The organism is Paenibacillus antri, from assembly GCF_005765165.1.
Classification (GTDB): domain Bacteria; phylum Bacillota; class Bacilli; order Paenibacillales; family YIM-B00363; genus Paenibacillus_AE; species Paenibacillus_AE antri.
Genome location: NZ_VCIW01000010.1, coordinates 103190 through 120927 on the forward strand (window position 1 = coordinate 103190; position 17738 = coordinate 120927).

17 protein-coding genes are annotated in these 17738 nt (G+C 54.9%); 15 read left to right on the plus strand and 2 right to left on the minus strand.

The window, feature by feature from the left end:
• Window positions 1-249 precede the first annotated feature (249 nt).
• From FE782_RS16060 to FE782_RS16075, 4 genes are all read left to right on the plus strand, one after another.
• Entirely contained in the window at window positions 250-2811 is a 2562-nt protein-coding gene (locus FE782_RS16060; protein WP_138195237.1) for a glycosyl hydrolase, read from the plus strand.
• Between the two features lie 163 nt (window positions 2812-2974).
• Entirely contained in the window at window positions 2975-3364 is a 390-nt protein-coding gene (locus FE782_RS16065) for a hypothetical protein (protein ID WP_138195238.1), read from the plus strand.
• A gap of 481 nt (window positions 3365-3845) precedes the next feature.
• Window positions 3846-4010, plus strand: a complete 165-nt coding sequence (locus FE782_RS33310) for a hypothetical protein (RefSeq protein WP_369127188.1) — start codon at window positions 3846-3848, stop codon at window positions 4008-4010.
• Window positions 3997-5571: a GMC family oxidoreductase gene (locus FE782_RS16075; protein WP_138195240.1), complete on the plus strand. Its 1575-nt coding sequence runs from the start codon at window positions 3997-3999 to the stop codon at window positions 5569-5571. Before FE782_RS33310 ends, FE782_RS16075 begins: the two co-directional genes overlap by 14 nt.
• Window positions 5572-5641: 70 nt before the next feature.
• Here FE782_RS16075 and FE782_RS16080 read toward each other — a convergent pair whose 3' ends face one another.
• Window positions 5642-6193, minus strand: coding sequence for a helix-turn-helix domain-containing protein (locus FE782_RS16080; protein WP_138195241.1), 552 nt, complete (start codon window positions 6191-6193; stop codon window positions 5642-5644).
• 145 nt (window positions 6194-6338) lie between these two features.
• Here FE782_RS16080 and FE782_RS16085 point away from each other — a divergent pair, with 145 nt between their 5' ends.
• The 9 genes from FE782_RS16085 (at window position 6339) to FE782_RS16125 (ending at window position 13488) form a co-directional block, all read left to right on the plus strand.
• Window positions 6339-6746 (plus strand): DoxX family protein, encoded by a 408-nt coding sequence (locus FE782_RS16085; RefSeq protein ID WP_138195242.1) that lies wholly within the window; start codon window positions 6339-6341, stop codon window positions 6744-6746.
• 22 nt (window positions 6747-6768) lie between these two features.
• Entirely contained in the window at window positions 6769-7410 is a 642-nt protein-coding gene (locus FE782_RS16090) for an alpha/beta hydrolase (RefSeq protein WP_138195243.1), read from the plus strand.
• Window positions 7407-8177: a DODA-type extradiol aromatic ring-opening family dioxygenase gene (locus tag FE782_RS16095; protein WP_138195244.1), complete on the plus strand. Its 771-nt coding sequence runs from the start codon at window positions 7407-7409 to the stop codon at window positions 8175-8177. The genes FE782_RS16090 and FE782_RS16095 overlap by 4 nt, the downstream gene beginning before the upstream one ends.
• 280 nt (window positions 8178-8457) lie before the next feature.
• Window positions 8458-8802: a metal-sensitive transcriptional regulator gene (locus FE782_RS16100; RefSeq protein WP_138195245.1), complete on the plus strand. Its 345-nt coding sequence runs from the start codon at window positions 8458-8460 to the stop codon at window positions 8800-8802.
• Between the two features lie 20 nt (window positions 8803-8822).
• Window positions 8823-9023: a copper ion binding protein gene (locus tag FE782_RS16105; protein WP_138195246.1), complete on the plus strand. Its 201-nt coding sequence runs from the start codon at window positions 8823-8825 to the stop codon at window positions 9021-9023.
• 107 nt (window positions 9024-9130) lie between these two features.
• Window positions 9131-11365, plus strand: coding sequence for a heavy metal translocating P-type ATPase (locus FE782_RS16110; protein WP_138195247.1), 2235 nt, complete (start codon window positions 9131-9133; stop codon window positions 11363-11365).
• A 34-nt stretch (window positions 11366-11399) separates the two neighbouring features.
• Window positions 11400-12221 (plus strand): DUF8832 domain-containing protein, encoded by an 822-nt coding sequence (locus FE782_RS16115; protein ID WP_138195248.1) that lies wholly within the window; start codon window positions 11400-11402, stop codon window positions 12219-12221.
• Between the two features lie 28 nt (window positions 12222-12249).
• The gene (locus tag FE782_RS16120) at window positions 12250-12885 is read left to right on the plus strand and encodes an NAD(P)/FAD-dependent oxidoreductase (RefSeq protein ID WP_138195249.1); all 636 of its coding nucleotides are present in this window, start codon (window positions 12250-12252) and stop codon (window positions 12883-12885) included.
• Between the two features lie 3 nt (window positions 12886-12888).
• Entirely contained in the window at window positions 12889-13488 is a 600-nt protein-coding gene (locus tag FE782_RS16125) for a short chain dehydrogenase (protein WP_138195250.1), read from the plus strand.
• 97 nt (window positions 13489-13585) lie between these two features.
• Here the strand turns inward: FE782_RS16125 and FE782_RS16130 are convergent, their stop codons facing one another.
• Window positions 13586-14113: a DUF3231 family protein gene (locus FE782_RS16130; RefSeq protein WP_138195251.1), complete on the minus strand. Its 528-nt coding sequence runs from the start codon at window positions 14111-14113 to the stop codon at window positions 13586-13588.
• A gap of 200 nt (window positions 14114-14313) precedes the next feature.
• Between FE782_RS16130 and FE782_RS16135 the strand changes: the two genes are divergently transcribed.
• Both FE782_RS16135 and FE782_RS16140 read left to right on the plus strand, forming a co-directional pair.
• Complete coding sequence (locus FE782_RS16135; protein WP_138195252.1) at window positions 14314-16056, plus strand: sensor histidine kinase; 1743 nt, start codon at window positions 14314-14316, stop codon at window positions 16054-16056.
• Between the two features lie 23 nt (window positions 16057-16079).
• Window positions 16080-17654 (plus strand): response regulator, encoded by a 1575-nt coding sequence (locus tag FE782_RS16140; RefSeq protein WP_138195253.1) that lies wholly within the window; start codon window positions 16080-16082, stop codon window positions 17652-17654.
• Window positions 17655-17738: the final 84 nt, after the last annotated feature.

Genomic DNA, 17738 nt, shown 5'->3' on the forward strand with positions numbered 1-17738 from the left:
CCCGTTGGACGAGAGCAAGGGGGCCATCGTGAGATTTTTTCAGTGCCGGGACAATGAAGTTAAGAGAGGATAATGAAGTCGAAAATGAACAAGTTCCATCATTTTCCGCTAATGATACCATAAAAGTGCCCGCTTATTGCGGGATCGAGGCATATCCGAGGAGAGGAGGGCGACTGCGGGAAGACGTTGACTCGCGCCGCAAAACAAGTAAACCGATTGTACTTTCATACGGGAAGGGAGAGGGAAGTTATGCGAATCACCGTGAAATGGGTCCAAATTTTGCTGTGCATACTGCTGTTTATACCGCTGGCTAATGTCAAACCGATGCAATCGAAGGCGCAAGCGGCCGCGGCTTCGATTACCGTCGACCAGGCAACGATCGTCAACCCGGATTTCCTCGGGATCGGCGCCGAGTACGATCCGTTCGCGCTTATGGGAGAAAGCTTGGGGGACGGGTTCAACGACAACTGGTGGGAGTTGGAGAAGCACCGAATCGCCAAGCTGAAGCCCGATATCGTACGCGTGTGGTATCAGATGGACTGGATGGAGCCCGCGAACGATAACGGCGATCCCGCCGTCATCGACTGGGCGGGCATGCAGACGAACAGCGCCAAGATGCAGGCCGTATACGAAGTGCTGGACTACCTGAAGTCGCAGCATATCGATGTGATGCTGATCGCGGGTCTGGCCATGACGGAGGACAATCAGAGCTGGATCGGGTTTCCGGGACTGCCGCGACCGGAGCTCAGCGCGCCGACGGATCTGGCGGAGTGGGGCGAGTGGGTTTCGGCTACGCTGCAGCATCTGATCAACGCTAAGGGCTACGACAACATCAAGTATGTAATGTCCTACAACGAGCCCAACCTCGCAAGCTTCGCGACGCCCGCGAACGTAAGCAAGCCTATTTATTACAGGGATATGTACCAAGCGATTCACGACAGACTCGTATCCGACGGGATTCGCTCGCAGGTTCGACTCATCGGGCCCGATGAGTCCGGCGCGGCGAACTGGACCCAGTACGCAGTCCAACAAATGAACGGCGTGCTCGATATTTATGACGGACATGCTTACGGACAGGACTACGCGACGCTGCCGAACTGGCTGTCCGATCGTCTGAATTTCGTAGACCCGACCGGGAAGCCGTTCATGATTACGGAATTTGCAGCCATCGGGAGTCCTGACAGCCGCAAGACGTACCAATACGGCGTCAGCGTGGCGGACCTGATGGTGTCCGGGATTCGGAACAACGCTTCCGCACTCCTATACTGGCGATTCGCGGACCAACGTTTGCCGGAGCCGCTCGATTTTCTGGACAATAACGCCTACGGGTTGTACCGCTGGATGCCGATCACGGCAACGCCGAACCCGTCTTATTACGCATTCGGCCTATTCTCGCGTTTCATCGAGGCGCACTCCGAAGTGCTGTCCGCGCAATCCGCCGATCCGGATCTTCATGTCGCCGCAGCGCGCTTGCCCGACGGGAACTATTCCGTGTTTGTCGTGAACAGCAGCATGACCGAAGACAAGAATGTGACGATCGACTTTACGGCCGCGATCGACAAGACGGTGCAGCGCCATCTCTATTTCGAAGGGCTGAAGCCTTCGGCGAACGCCAACACGATCCCCGCCGATAAGCAGTGGACGCAGGTGGCGAGCCAGTTCAACGACGATCTGCTTCCCGCCAACAGCGTCGCCGTGTATACAACGGTACCGGACGAGACGCAGATCGAAATTATGTCTGCCGATCAGTCGGTGACTTGGGGAGAAACCGTTAAATTCAAGGCCGACGTTCTGAACGGGATCGGCGGCGTTCATTGGTCGGTGCTAGGCGGTCCGGAATACGGTACGATCAGCAATGGAGGCGTCTATCGCGCTCCATCGGCGATGCCCCCGATGCGGCAGGCGATCATTAAGGCAACCAGCAATGTGGATCCCAATGTGTTCAGTTATGCCGTAGTTCGTTTCGAGGCGGCGGGTTTGACCGCATCGGGCGAAGAGGACGAGATCGTGCTGAACTGGCTGCCTGCCGCGGGCGCGACGGGCTATACCGTCAAACGGAGCACGACCGCGGGCGGTCCTTACACGGCGATCGCCGACGACTTGACCGGAACGACCTATACGGACGTCAACGTGAATGCTTCCGCCCGCTATTATTATGTCGTCTCCGCCAAGAACGCCATCGGCGAAATCGGCGATTCCCGCGAGGCGTTCGCAAGTCCGCTGTCGACATCCATGCAGGACGATTTCTCAGGCAATGCGGTGGACACGGGCAAATGGACGGTGATCAATCAGGGCCTTCGTTCCACGTCGGCCTCCACGCTTACGGCTTCCGTAGCTGACGGCAAGTTAATACTCTCGGGAACGACCGACATCGCGGCATGGGCCGGCAAGTCGCTTCGCAGCATCCCCACCTTCCGGGCGACTCCCGAAGCGCCGCTGACCGTGGAAGTCGATCGAGTTTCGCTTGACGGATCGGGTACCGGTTACCGCAGCGCCGTCTGGTTATATGTCGGCCCGTCGCAATATATTCATTTCGCCCAGAGCGGCGAGTTTAACAGGTGGGTATTCAACAAAGACGGAAGCGGCGATAATTTGGTATGGAACGACGGCGACCGGGGCAATCACCGGATGAAAATGGTTCATGACGGCAGCACCGTGAAGTTTTACATCGACGACATCGAGCGCGCAAGCACGCCGGTAACCTGGAATACCGACATCAAGATTATTCTGACAGGCGAGGCGTGTCTGGTCGGCGATACGGTGAATGCGGAATTCGATAATCTCTCAGTCTATAAAGATAGCGCGCCTTAACGAAGATACGGCAAAGTAACGGAAATAAGGGCGGGGGGACTGCTGTGGGCAGTCCTCCTTTTTCGTTATGGCGACGCTTGGAAGTGGATACATCTACGCGCACATGATTGGGGAATAAATTGGAAACAATGGGGTGAGAGATGTTACATAGGGAGGATTCGCGATGAACTGGAACGGTTGGACGTTAGAGCGCATCGTCATTTTATTCGTTTCTTTAGCTTATCTGATGATGTGGGTTCAAGTGGGTTTGTTTCATTATAGACAAAACTTCCATCACAAGGCGATGTGGTCGCCGATCCTCGTATCGCCGCTGCTTTTTTGCAGTGGAATCGTACTCACATTCTACAATGCGGCTTGGACGACCAACCTATTTATTGCCATGTTAATCGTGGGGGCGATCGTCGGCCTTGTGGGCTTCTACCTCCACTGGAGAGGGGTCGGGGTGCGCGTAGGCGGGTATGCGTTACGTAACTTCCTAATAGGTCCGCCTGTCGTGCTGCCATTGATGTTTACTGCAGTATCCGGACTGGGCTTACTAGCCGTGTTTTGGTAAAGGAGATATTGGATGAAACGGGACCTGCCTAACGCCACGCGTTATGAAGATTATAATGTTATGGATCAGCAAGAGCACTGGGACGACCATACAAGGAGCATCGTGGAGCGTCGTCTTGAGCTCGAGAGTCGCTTGCAGGTTTTCCATCCGGAGAAAGCCGCCTGTATGCAAGCCATATGCGCCTGTATCGTAGACGATTACCGGCCGGAGATCATAGGGTTTATCGTTCAGCATATCGACCAAACCTTACACCAAACGATCGGCGAAAGCGACAGGAAGGTAAACGTCCCGGAAGCAAAACCATTGATCCTAGCCGGGCTTACGGCGGTAGAACAGACGGCCATATTGAAGCGCGGGAAAGCTTTTCCTTCGCTCGCCAAGACGGAGCAGTCGAGCATGCTGAAAGAAAGAAGGTCGCGCGGAACCGGCCGTTATATGGGAAGGTGTGCCGCAAAAACCGCTCTTCGCGAAGTGGTTAACCATGACGCTCGAAGCCTATTATTCCCATCCTGCCGTATGGTCCGAGATCGGCTATGGCGGTCCGGCGTACCCGAGAGGGTACGTTCGAACCCAACTGGGGCAGCTTGATCCGTGGGAGGCTCATACGAAGCAGCCGGAAGGAGGGAAAGGGAATGCTTCAACGTAAGTACGGAGACGAGGAAGCGGATGTCGTGATCGTCGGCGCCGGGACTGCCGGCGGCATCCTCTCGAAAGAATTGGCCGAAGCCGGAATGAAGGTCGTTCTTTTAGAAGCAGGGCCGTTATACGATCCTCAGGATGACTTTGCGAGCGACGAGTTGGCAATGACCAGACTGGGGTGGCAGGAAACAAGAATCGTAGACGGGAAAGACCCGCTCCAAATGGGTCATAACAACTCCGGCCGCGGCGTAGGCGGGGGAAGCTTGCATTGGACAGGGGTCGCGCTTCGGTTTCATGACGCAGATTTCAATGCCCGCACGCTGGATGGAGTCGCGGACAATTGGCCGATCAATTATTGGGACTTGGAGCCGTATTACGATCGAATCGAGAAGGAAATCGCTGTATCCGGACCCAAGTATTTTCCGTGGGGGAACTTTCATGGGCCTTACCCATATCCGGAGAGGGAACCGTTAAGTCCGAATGCGTACATGTTCCGAAACGGCTGCGATAAATTAGGCATCCGGAGCGTAGTCTCGCCGTTGGCGATTTTATCCGCCCCGTTCGAAGGACGTCCTCCGTGCATCAATCGGGGGTTCTGCAATCAAGGGTGCATGCCGAATTCGAAATACAGCTCATTGATCGTCCATATCCCTAAGGCGTTAAAGGCCGGCTTAGAGCTGCTTCCGGATTGTATGGTAACCGGCATCGATATGGGTAAGGACGGCAGAGCGCAAGGGGTAACCTTCTTACATAAGGGAAAGACATACCGTCAACGGGCCAAGCTTGTGATCTTGTCGGCCTTCGTTGTGGAAACGCCCAGACTGTTACTTAATTCGGCTACGCCTCAATTTCCTGACGGATTGGCCAACAGCAGCGGTTGGGTAGGAAAAGCGGTAATGACGCACAGCAGTTACGACGTGTATGGTCGATTCGATCACGAAATCCGCTTGTACAAAGGTACGCCTGTCCTAGCCACTACGCAAGACTTCTACCGGACGGATCCCGGGCAAGATTTCGTCAGGGGTTATACACTGCATGCTCATGGCTCGCGCCCCGTCTCTTTCGCCAAAGCGATTTCCCAACACCAAGGAGGAACGTTGTGGGGAGAGGAGCTTCGCAGGACGATGCTGGATTATAATCACTATGGCCGGGTCACGATGGTCGGAGAGGTGCTTCCAAACCCAGATAATCATGTCGCGTTAACGGATGAAAAGGATGAATACGGCTTGCCGAGAGCGAAGGTAACCTTCAGCTATGGCGATAACGACAAGAAGCTCATTGATCATGCGGTTGGGAAAATGAAGTCCATCATTGAAGCCGAGGGAGGAGTGCCGGAATTCGTCGTATCCGACTCCGCTCACCTCATGGGGGGATGTAGAATGGGGGAGGACCCGGACACTTCGGTCGTCAATTCTTATGGACAAACGCACGACATTCCGAACCTATTCGTATGCGATGCGAGCATCTTCGTCACGTCGGGCGGCGGGAACCCTACGGAAACGGTAATGGCGCTTGCATTACGGACGGCTGACCATATCAAGGAAAAAGCGGGCAAGAACGAACTGTAGCGGTGCCGAAGACGATCATTCCGATAAAAGGGCAGAACCGAGCGAGTTGCGTCGGACCGCCCTTTTCTATTTAGAGAAGATCGCGTGCGCTTTCGTCCTCGGTGTAGATGGATATGAGCACGACGGCCGTATCCTCGCCGATGTTCCGGACCAAGTGGGGGGTGCACGCGTTCCAGCTGAACGAATCGCCTTCTTCGAATTCCGCCGCGTCTTCGCCTTGTTCCGCGTAGATTCTTCCCTTCATCACGACATGGACCTCCTCGCCCTCATGCGCATGCGGCTCGTCTCCCGTCGAAGTCCCGGGAGGGAACTCGACCAGCATCATGCGAACGTTCTTCGTCGAGCCCAAGTGTTCCACTTTTAATTGCTCGGAACCGCTGGTCGTCATTCTACGTTCCTCTTTTCGCACAATCCTCATGCGGTCCTCTTTCTTCAACAGCAAATAAGCCAAAGGCACTTTCAACGCCTTGGCGATGCTCTCCAGCGTCGCGATCGAGGGAGAGGTTTTGTTGTTTTCCATCTGGCTCATAAAGCCTTGGGACAAGCCGGTTTCTTCGCATATTTGGGCGATGGTGATATTTTTTCGCTTTCGGATCGCGCGTATGGTAGAGCCGATATCCATCCGATTACACCTCGTTAACATTTGTAATACAGAACATAATTTCATATTAGCAATTTTTCTATTGACATGCTAGCACGATCCATTGTAAATTACCCATATGAAATATAAATTATTATAACTAATAACCAACGAAGGAGAGAATAAGATGACAAAGACGGCAGTCGTTTCGGTAATGATGCGTGTGGCGATGGGGATTATCTTTTTATTTCACGGGGTAGCGAAGTTTCAAATGGGCTTAGGCAACGTTGACGCATGGTTCAGTTCGATCGGGATTCCGGGATTTTTAGCTTACTTCGTGGCGGCGCTCGAGCTTGCGGGCGGCATCCTGTTGATCATCGGTTTGTTTACTCGTTATGTATCGGCTTTGTTCGTCGTCATGCTGATCGGCGCGATTGTAACGACGAAGCTTTCGTTGGGACTTCTTGGCGACGGTCAAATGGCGGGTTACGAACTGGATCTCGGTTTTATTTTGGTTTCGCTGTACCTTGCGGTCGCAACGGAGTCGTCGTCGCTCTCGATGGACCGTCTTATTATGAACAAGCGTACCGCATAACTTACCGGGAAGGATGATGAGCATGAACTCGGTTTACGAATATGACGTACACTTGCCGGCCAAGATGGACCCGGAGAAGAGATATCCGGTCGTGTTTACGCTGCATGGCAAAGGCTCCAACGAAAGAAACATGTTCGGCTTCGTCGCTCCTTTAGCCGATAATTTCATCATCATAGGCATTCGCGGAAATCTGCCGCTCGGCGCGGGGTATCAGTATTACGATTTGAAAAGCCTGGGCAATCCCGTTCGGGAAATGTTCGACGAAGCGGTAAAACAGCTCGAAGCTTTCATCCAGTACGCGACGGATCGGTATCCGATCGACCCGGACCGACGTTACTTGCTCGGTTTCAGCCAAGGCGCGATTCTATCCATGACGCTTGCGCTTACGATGGGGGATCGGCTCAAAGGAATCGTTGCGCTGAACGGGTATGTTCCTGATTTCGTGAAGGCGGAGTATCCGCTGCGCAGCGTCGGCGACGTCTCCGTATTTGTTTCGCACGGGGAGTACGATTCCGTATTCCCGGTTCGGATCGGCCACGAGACGGCGGCATACTTTAAGGAGCTTACGCCGCGGCTGACGTTCCGGTTGTACCCGACCGACCATGGCGTGTCGGAAGAAAATCAGTTCGATGTATTACAATGGCTTAAGGAAGATGCGAAATGATGCCATCCTATTTCTTCGCGCACGGCGCCCCGTCGATCGTGCTCGAGGACAACGAATATACACGGTTGCTAAGGAACTTTAAAGACCAGACGCCTAAACCGAAAGCGATCGTGCTTTTCTCCGCGCACTGGGAAGAGCCGACCCAGAGCATCGGCGCCGCCGAAACGTATGAGACGATTTACGATTTCGGCGGGTTTCAGGATGAGCTTTACGAGATGACCTATCCGGCCCAAAGCGATCGCTCGCTAAGCGAGCAGGTTCAAGCATTGTTTTCGAAGCACGGCATTCAAAGCGTTCTGAACGAGAGAAGAGGGCTTGACCACGGCGCTTGGGCGGTTTTGAAAATGCTGTACCCGGAAGCGGATATTCCGGTTGTCGCTATGTCGGTCAATCGGTTGCTTTCGAACGAGCAACAGTACAACATCGGTAAAGCGTTGGCGGAGCTTCGGGAGCAGGACGTTCTCATTATCGGAAGCGGCGGTACGGTCCATAACTTAAGAAGATTGAATTGGCGGTCCGAAGGAATCGACGAGTGGGCGCTGCGGTTCGACCTATGGCTTCAAGACAAGCTCGAGTCTTGGGATACGGAAGCGCTCTTCCGATACCGGGAATCGGCTCCATACGCCGAAGAGGCGGTACCGACGAGCGAGCATTTCATCCCGCTTCTTCTCGCAATGGGGACCGGGGACTCGAATCGGCAGGCGAAGCTGCTTCATCGGAGCTATCAATACGGAAATTTAAGCTTAAGCTGCTGGCGGTTTCATTGATACGAGCAACCAACAAGCGACGCGTTATTTTATTTGGCGAATCATGAGCGGAGAGGCATCGAGCAAGAAAACGGATAGGATTCCGTGGACGCCAATCTTCAGCTAGGGTTGGTCGACGATGAAGGCGAAGGCTGCTGCAACAACGACTGATTATAAAAATTACATGAAGCCAGTACGGCAGACGAGCCTCGACTCATTGGAGTCGGGGCGTTTGTTTTGAAATAACCGCTTGACATAGGTAGGGGGGGTATAGTAAATTGAACTTGTGAGGTGATTCAAGATGATAAACGAAGAACAAGTCCTGCGTGTCGAAGCGGATCACTCTTCTTGTTGTTCCACGGAGAGCGAACGGAGGAGCCGCCATTCGGAGAAGACGAAGAGCAATTTGATCTCCCGACTGAACCGGATCGAAGGTCAACTTCGCGGCGTTCGAGGCATGATCGAGAAGGATACGTATTGCGACGATGTGTTAAACCAAATCGCTTCCATTCAGTCCGCTCTCAACGGCGTGGGTAAACTCTTGCTCGAAGGGCATATGAAAAGCTGCATCGTAGACCGGATTCAAGCCGGCGAACATGAAGTCATCGACGAATTGTTGGTCACTGTAAATAAATTAATGAAATAATACGATCGGAGGAATTTCGGATGAAACAAGCGACGCTTCAAGTACAAGGCATGTCCTGCCAGCATTGCGTACATTCCATCGAAGGCGCATTGGAGGAAATCGGGGCCAAGGGCCGCGTCGATCTCGAAGGCAACTCGGTCGCCGTAGAATATGATGAAACGATCGTGACGCTCGAAGCCGTGAAAGAAGCTATCGAGGAACAAGGTTACGATGTCGAGTAAGAGGACGGGGGTCCATCCAAAGATTGGCTCCTTATTATTCGCCTTAAACATAGGGTACTGGGGTATTGTAAATTAACGAGCGAGACATCCTTAAGGAGTGAACGGGAATGAGTGCGACAGCATCAACCGAGCAGAAACAGACTACGCTGCAAATCACTGGCATGACTTGCGCCGCTTGCGCCAACAGAATCGAAAAGGGTTTAAACAAATTGGACGGCGTCTCGTCCGCGAACGTCAACTTCGCGATGGAGACGGCGCGCGTCGAATTTAGGCCCGGAGAGGTTACGATCGAGGAGCTGCAAGCGAAAGTGAAGCAGCTAGGATACGGAGCCGTCGCCCAGCAGGAAGGGCATACGGCGGAAGATCGCCGGCAGAACGAAGTCCGGTTACAGAAGCGGAAGCTGCTGGTTTCGGCGATCCTGTCTTTGCCTCTGCTTTGGAGCATGGTCGGCCACTTCTCCTTTACTTCCTGGATGTACGTTCCGGACTTGTTTATGAACCCGTGGTTTCAGCTCTTGCTCGCGACTCCGGTTCAGTTTTACATCGGGAAACCGTTTTATGTCGGGGCGTATAAGGCGCTGCGCAACGGAAGCGCGAATATGGACGTTCTCGTGTCGCTCGGAACGTCGGCGGCTTACTTCTACAGCCTGTATCTCACCCTGGAATGGTATGTAGGCGGGGATGCGCACCATGGGCACGGTCCTTCCTTGTACTATGAAACCAGCGCCGTACTGATTACGCTCGTCATTATGGGGAAGCTGTTCGAATCCTTGGCGAAGGGCCGCACGTCCGAAGCGATCAAATCGTTGATGGGGCTGCAAGCGAAGACGGCGCTGGTCGTACGGGACGGGCAAGAAACGTTGATTCCGGTGGACGAAGTGCTGACAGGCGACGTGGTGTTGGTTCGCCCCGGAGACAAGGTGCCGGTGGACGGTATCGTCATGGAAGGCGTCTCGTCCGTAGACGAATCCATGTTGACGGGCGAGAGCTTGCCCGTAGAGAAGAAAGCCGGCGATTCCGTCATCGGCGCCACGATCAACAAGAACGGCGTGCTTCGAATTCAAGCGACCAAGGTCGGGAAAGATACCGCGCTCGCCCAAATCATTAAAGTCGTAGAGGAAGCGCAAGGCTCGAAGGCGCCGATTCAACGGGTCGCGGACGTCATCTCGGGCATCTTCGTGCCGATCGTCGTAGGCATCGCTGTCCTGGCATTCCTCGCGTGGTACTTCTTCGTGACGCCGGGCGACGTGGCCGAGGCGTTGGAGAAGGCGATCGCCATTCTCGTCATCGCCTGCCCTTGCGCATTGGGTCTTGCGACGCCGACGTCGATCATGGCAGGCTCCGGCCGCGCGGCGGAGCTCGGCATCTTGTTTAAAGGCGGCGAGCACTTAGAACAAACGCATAAGATCGACGCGATCATTCTGGATAAAACGGGTACCGTAACGAAAGGAAAGCCGGAATTGACCGACGTGCTGGCGATCGGGAACGAAGCCGAGTTTCTGCGGCTCGTCGGCGCGGCGGAGAAAAACTCGGAGCATCCGCTCGCGGAAGCGATCGTCGAGGGAATCAAGGCGCGGAATATCGAGATGCCGGGCACGCAGAGCTTCGAAGCGATTCCCGGGTACGGCGTGAAGGCGGTCGTCGAAGGCAAGACGTTGTTGATCGGTACGAGAAGACTTATGGAAAAGTACGCGGTGGAAGCGGCCGGAGCCTATGGGACCATGGCGGACTTCGAGAACGCTGGCAAGACGGCCATGCTCGTCGCGATCGACGGCCGTTACGCCGGAATCGTCGCCGTCGCGGATACGATTAAGGAAACGTCGAAGGATGCCGTACGGCGTCTGAAAGAGATGGGCATTCAGGTCATTATGATTACGGGAGACAACGAGCGCACGGCGAAAGCGATCGCTGCGGAGGTCGGCATCGACCATGTCCGAGCGGAGGTGCTTCCGGAAGGCAAAGCCGAAGAGGTCAAGAAGCTGCAAGCGGAAGGCAAGACGGTCGCCATGGTCGGCGACGGCATTAACGACGCGCCGGCGTTGGCGACGGCGAACATCGGCATGGCGATCGGCACGGGAACCGACGTGGCGATGGAAGCGGCGGACGTTACGTTAATGCGCGGCGATCTGTCGAGCATTCCGGACGCGATATCCATGAGTCGCAAGACGATGAGCAACATCAAGCAAAACTTGTTTTGGGCGCTCGGGTATAACACCATTGGCATTCCCATCGCAGCGGTCGGGTTATTGGCCCCATGGGTGGCCGGCGCGGCGATGGCGCTAAGCTCGGTATCGGTCGTCTTGAACGCCCTTCGTCTGCAAAGAGCGAAAGTGCGTCACTGAATCGAACAACGAAACGAAAGTAGGCATGCGACGAATGAAAAAGATGATGATTTTGAGCATGGCCGTACTGCTCGCGCTTCTGATTTCCTCTTGCGGCAATAACGCGTCGCAGGCGGACGACCATGGCGACCATGGCGAGCATGGCGGGGAGAAAGCGGCGGAGCGGGAGACGTTGAACGCCTCGTTCGGATTTCCGAGCGGCGCGCCGAAAGCCGGCGAAGAGACGGAGTTGTCGATCGAAATTACGAATGAGCGAGGGGAACGGCTTCGGGACTTCGAGGTAAGCCACGAGAAGCTGTTGCATCTGATCGTCGTGGATCACGATTTGAAATTTTTCAATCACGTTCACCCGGAGCTTCAAGCGGACGGGACCTTCCTGATCCGCACAACCTTCCCGACGGGCGGCGAGTATAAGCTGTTCGCGGACGTCGTCCCTGTCGGCGGGGCGGGCGCGACGCTGACCGAATGGGTGACCGTCGAGGGGCCCGAGGGCGAACACGCCGAGATTGCCGTCGATTCGCTCCTGCGGCAAGAGGCGAACGGCAAGGAGGTCGAACTATCGGTAAGCAGTATGAAGCCCGACGAGGAAGTTACCCTTACGTTTTTCGTTCGAGACGCCGCTACGAAGAAGGAAATCAACGATCTTCAGCCGTACTTAGGCGCCGTCGGACATGTCGTCATCCTCTCGGCCGATGCGGAGCGGTACATCCATGTCCATCCGTTGGATGAGGCGTCCACGGGACCGGCAGCCGCGTTCGCGACTTCGTTCCCTCAAGCAGGCATCTATAAGATCTGGGGGCAGTTCCGGCATAACGACGAAGTGTTCACGGTACCTTACGTCATCGACGTGAAATAACGCAGCGGATCGGGAGAGGAGAAGCGCAATGGAAGGGGAACGGGTAAAAATCGCGGTTTCGCCGGCAATCCAAGTCGGCGGAAGCCTGTTTACGCCGGAGCAGTTCGCCTTGATCGGCAGCCTTGCCGATGGGGGCGCTTCGATCGAAATGACGCCGTTCGGCCAGTTGTACGTTGAAACGGCCGCCGAGCGTCTCGACGATATCCGGTCGGCATTGCAACGCGCCGGACTGCAAGTGCTTCCTGCGGGGTTCGCGGCCAAAGGCTTGATCGCTTGCAATTTTTGTAAAGGAGCCGAAGACGCAGGTCTCGAAATCGCCAGGGAATTGAACCGCCGGATCGCCGGCTTGGCGACGCCGACCCCGGTCAAGGTAGGGTACGCCGGCTGCGCGCTGGGAACGTCCGAGCCGCTGCTGAAAGACATCGGCGTCGTAAAGATGCGGGATACATTCGACATTTACGTCGGCGGAGAGCCGAAAGGGTTGAAGGCTTCTTTGGCTCAGCCGCTCGTTTCCGGAATCGAGGCCGAGCGCGTCGCATCCGCGGTTCGTGCGATCATCGACTATTATACGGCCAATGCGAAGGGGAAAGAGAAGTTTCGGAAATTCGTCGATCGCGTATCGTTGGATGCGATCCGAGAGAAGGTTAGGGAGGTTTTCCAATAAACGATGAGAATTCTATTGATCGGAGCCGCGGGAACGATCGGAAGCGCGGTGCACAAGGAACTCGTCTCGCGGCATGAAGTGATCGCCGCCGGGCGCCATGCCGGCGATGTCCGAGTCGACATCACCTCCGACGAAAGCATTGCCGCGATGTACGAGGCGGTCGGCAAAGTCGACGCCGTGATAAGCACCCCAGGCGCTACGTATTTCGGAGCTCTGGAGGACATGACGCCGGAACACAACGAAATCTCCATTCGCAGCAAATTAGCGGGGCAAGTGAACCTTGTCCTCCTCGGGCATCCTTACGTGAACGATCGAGGCAGCTTTACGCTGACGACGGGGATCCTTATGGACGATCCGGTCCTAGGCGGCGCCTCCGCCGCGATGGCAAGCGGCGGAGTGAAGGCGTTCGTGCAAGCGGCCGCCATCGAAATGCCCAGAGGCATTCGGATCAACAACGTAAGTCCGAACGTCCTCGAGGAATCGAAAGAGAAGTACGAGCCGTTCTTCCCGGGATTCGTGCCGGTCCCTTCGCCAAGGGTCGCGCAGGCGTATCGCAAGAGCGTAGAGGGAGGGCAAACGGGTAAAACGTATACGGTGTATTAATGCCCACGAGGCTGCCGCGTTCGGCAGCCTTTGTTACGCTAACCGGAAGAATAAGAAACCCATCGCCCGTAAAAGTCTCGGCGGCAATAGCCATTTACTAAGTTATTTTAAATGGCGGCGGAACCAGCAACCATCCCTTCTTCTGAAGAAATGCTTTATAAGTGATCCCAAACGTTACCTTCGACATAAAAAATTTTGCGAACATCGCCCCCACATCGGTGCGCACCGCTTCCGTAATCCCTCTCGCTGCCATCGTCATCGCTACAACTAAATTTTCAGAGACTAATTGCGCCGCTTCTTGGTCGGATAATTTGGCATCGGCCGGGATACTTTCGAAATCTCCTTGTTTCTTGGGAGGAGTTGTCTCAGGCAGAGGCACGCCTTCCTTTTGAAGAAATCCGATAATGTCCTTTCGAATTTCCGAATGAATATCCATTAGCTCTTGCAAATGTTTTTTTAAATCCTCATCTTGAACGGTATTTATGGCAACCTGTTCGCCGCGTATGGTTTGTTCCGACACGGCAAGGAAAAACCATAAATTCATTACTTCGCCTACATGTAAAGGAGGTTTCTCCCCGTCAAGAAAAGGTTTGAAAACATCCTTGATTACTTCGAGCAAATTCATTTCGGTTTACCTCCAGCACGTTTGCGTTTATTATTTTCCCGATTTCCCCTTATTATGATTAAGAAAGGGGGCTGAGAAGGCTCTACTAGGGGGATTGCACCGTAAATTTCATATTGTTGCACGTTAATAAAGTGAATTACTATAGGAAGACGCGACGACTCGTCGGCAAGGAACAAAATCGGAGACGAAGGAGCTTGCGAATGAGAACGACGCTTCGCGGCAACAAGTATATGCCGTTCACGTATAAGATGATGCTCCCGTACCTCGTGCTTGTCCTCTTGACGGATTTGTTGATCGGCTACATTTCCTATTCGATGCTCGTGCAATCCCGAACCGAGATGGCGGAGACGAACATACGAACGGCCATGAAGCAGACGCGCAACAACCTCGAATATCAAGTGAACGAGATCAGTCGCATGGCCGATATCATCTTTAATAACGGGGCGTTCCAGAACGCTTTGCAAAACCGGGGAGAGCCGCTGGAGGTCATGCTGGCGATGCGGGATCACATCACCCCGCAGCTGAGAGGGCCGCTGCAGCTGTACGGGAATCATCTCCGGTTGGCCGTCTACGCGACGAACGATCGTATCCTGGAGATCGAAGGCGACGATATGTCGACGCCGATTCACCGAAGCGATTATTATGTCCTGCTCTCCGGCCACATCGAGAACAGCCCGTGGTTTACGTCCATCGTCGAACGCGGTCGGGATCGGGTTTGGGTGCAGGTCGACACCGACCGGCAGCTCGACAACATCTCGTATTTTCGCAAGCTGGTGTCCGCTTCGACCGCCGTCATCGGGTACGTACGCGTCACGGCGAGGTTCGACGAGCTGCTCGGCAACTTCGACGCGTACCCGATCGAGCAGGGGATTCGGCTTCGCTTGATCGATACGGCGACGGGAACCGCGCTCTACGAGCGAGGCGCGTCCGCCGGCTCCGGCGAAGACGGGTCTTATTTGATCGTCCGAGAGGACATCACGGAGACGCATTACGCCATCGAAACGTACGTCCCGCATGCGTATCTAAATAAGGACGCCAGCCGGCTGCAGCGGGTAATCGGGACCGTGTGCGCGATAAGCTTCCTTGTCATGGCCTCGATCGGCTATCTCGTGGCGCGCTTGTCCGGCAAGAAGATCAAGCGGATCGTGACGTTGGTCCAAACGTTCCAGGAAGGGAACTTCCACAAGCGGATCGGATTTTCCGGCAACGACGAGTTCGCCCATATCGCGGATGCCTTCAACCAGATGGCCGCCAGCATTCAAGAGCTGATTAAGAACGTCTACGTGCAGGGCATTCAGCGAAAGCAGGCGGAGCTCGACGCGCTGCAAGCCCAGATCAATCCGCATTTCTTGTACAATACCTTATCGACGATCGGCAGCCTCGCGAATATGGGAGAGGTGCAGAAGGTGACCGCTATGGTCCAAGGGCTTTCGAAGTTTTATCGGCTGACGATCAATCAAGGGCAGGCTTCGATCGCGCTGGAGAAGGAACTGGAGCAAGTGCAGACGTATCTGGAAATACAGAAGGTCAAATATGCGGGGCGCTTCAACGTGTATTACGATATCGATCCGGGCATTCTTCATGTGCCCGTGATTAAGCTGATTTTACAGCCGTTCGTGGAAAATGTGTTCAAACATGCCTGGTTCGAGGACGCCATCTCTATACGGATTACGGGAAGGCGGCTAGGCAAGCGCATCGAATTGAAGGTGATCGACAACGGCGTCGGCATGCGCCCTGAAACATTAGAGAATATGCGGACTCCCTCTCCTTCGAATCACTCGGATCGATACGGCTTGAAGAACGTGGAGGAGCGGATCAAGCTGAGGTACGGGCCGGATTACGGCATTCGGATCGGCAGCCGGTACGGCGCGGGAACGACGGTTCAGATCATTCTTCCGATCGAGGACGAGCCGCCCGGGGACGAAGAGGAAGCGCCGGCATAAGGCGATGGAAGGAAGAGCAACCTATGGACATTACTATTTTGCTGGTAGACGACGAAGCGGTCGATTTGGAGTGGCTGCGGAGGCGGGTGGCAGGCAACGAGCAGGTCGTCTTCCAAAGCGTAACAACCGCTTCCAGCGGCTTCGAGGCGCTCAAGATCATGGAGCAGCAATCGATCGACGTCGTGCTGTCCGACATTCGGATGCCGATCATGTCCGGCATGGAATTCGTTCGGAAGGCCAAGGAAGTGAACCCCCAGGTTCAAGTCGTATTCATTAGCGGGCATCAGGATTTCGGCTTCGCGAAGGAGGCGATTCAGCTCGGGGCCGCCGGGTATTTGCTCAAGCCGGTGGACGATCGCGAGTTGAACGACATGCTGATCGAGCTCGCCGGGAAGATCGAGAGAGAGCGGCATCAGCGGGCGTCGCTATCGGAAACGTTGTCGCTCGTGAACCAGGAGCTGGTGCTGCGCTGGTTCCACGAAGGGACGCCGGAGCAGATCGACTCGCATGTCCGCGGCTTGTTGACGCCGGTCGCGTCGGGCGGCTCGGCCGTCGCGCTCGTCGAGGTCGACGATCTGGCCTGGAAGCTGGAAGGCATGGACGAGGGAGAACGGCACGCCTTCATCGGGAAGGTCGCCGATTACATCCGCGGCTTCGCGAGAGACAACTCGTTGGGGACGGTCATCGCGGGCCGCGATCACCGGTTCGTCGTGCTGACGACGCCGCCGGAGGACGAAGCCAAGGCGCTGTTGGAACGGTTGATACAATCGTTCTATCAGTCGTTCGCCTTCTCGATCACGGTCGGGACGGGGAAATATACGACCCAAGTCGACGAGCTTCATCATTCCTATCGGCAGGCGAAGGCGGCGCTCGGCATCAAGTGGATCGTCGGGAAAAATCGGCTGATCCAAGACGCCTCCGTCTGGTCCCCGAAGGCCAAGATGGCCCCCGACGTGGAAGAGGTCGTCGATCGGATGCTGCAAGCCATGCTGGAATACGACCTCGTGACCGTCGACGATTGCCTGCTCGAGCTGTTCGGCGGGGACAGCCCGTTGTCCCGAAAGAACGAAATTTACGACCTGATCATTCGGATCAATTCCAAGCTTCATGCGGAGCTGCAGCAGATGAACGAGCATCTGTACGACATCTTGAAGTGGGAGAGCCATCAGCCCCTCATCCTCTTCCAGTTCGAAACCGTACACGACATCATCTCCTGGCTTCGAAGGAGATTCTTCGAGTTGTCCGAGCTGCTGTACTTGAAGAGACAGAAGCAGAAGCGCGGGTTGATCCATAAAATTACGGAATACGTGAAGGAGCGTTTGGATCAGAAAATTACGCTGAACGAAGTCGCCGCGCACTTCGGATTCACTCCGAATTATTTGGGCCATCTGTTCAAGGCGGAAACGAATCAATTGTTCAGCGACTTCCTGAACGAGCTGCGGATGAAACGGGTATGCGAGCTCCTGCAAGACCCGACGAAGAAAATTTACGAAATCGCCGATCAGGTCGGCTATAAGAACATTATTTATTTCAACAGGCAGTTTAAGCAATACGCGGGCGTCTCGCCCGGAGAGTATCGGAAGAAGAATAAAATGTGACGCGGCGCCGGGATCAGAACCGGCGTCTTTTTTATAAAGGAGTCGAAGGGAGAATCGTTGAATTCGTATTACTTTTCGTTGTTC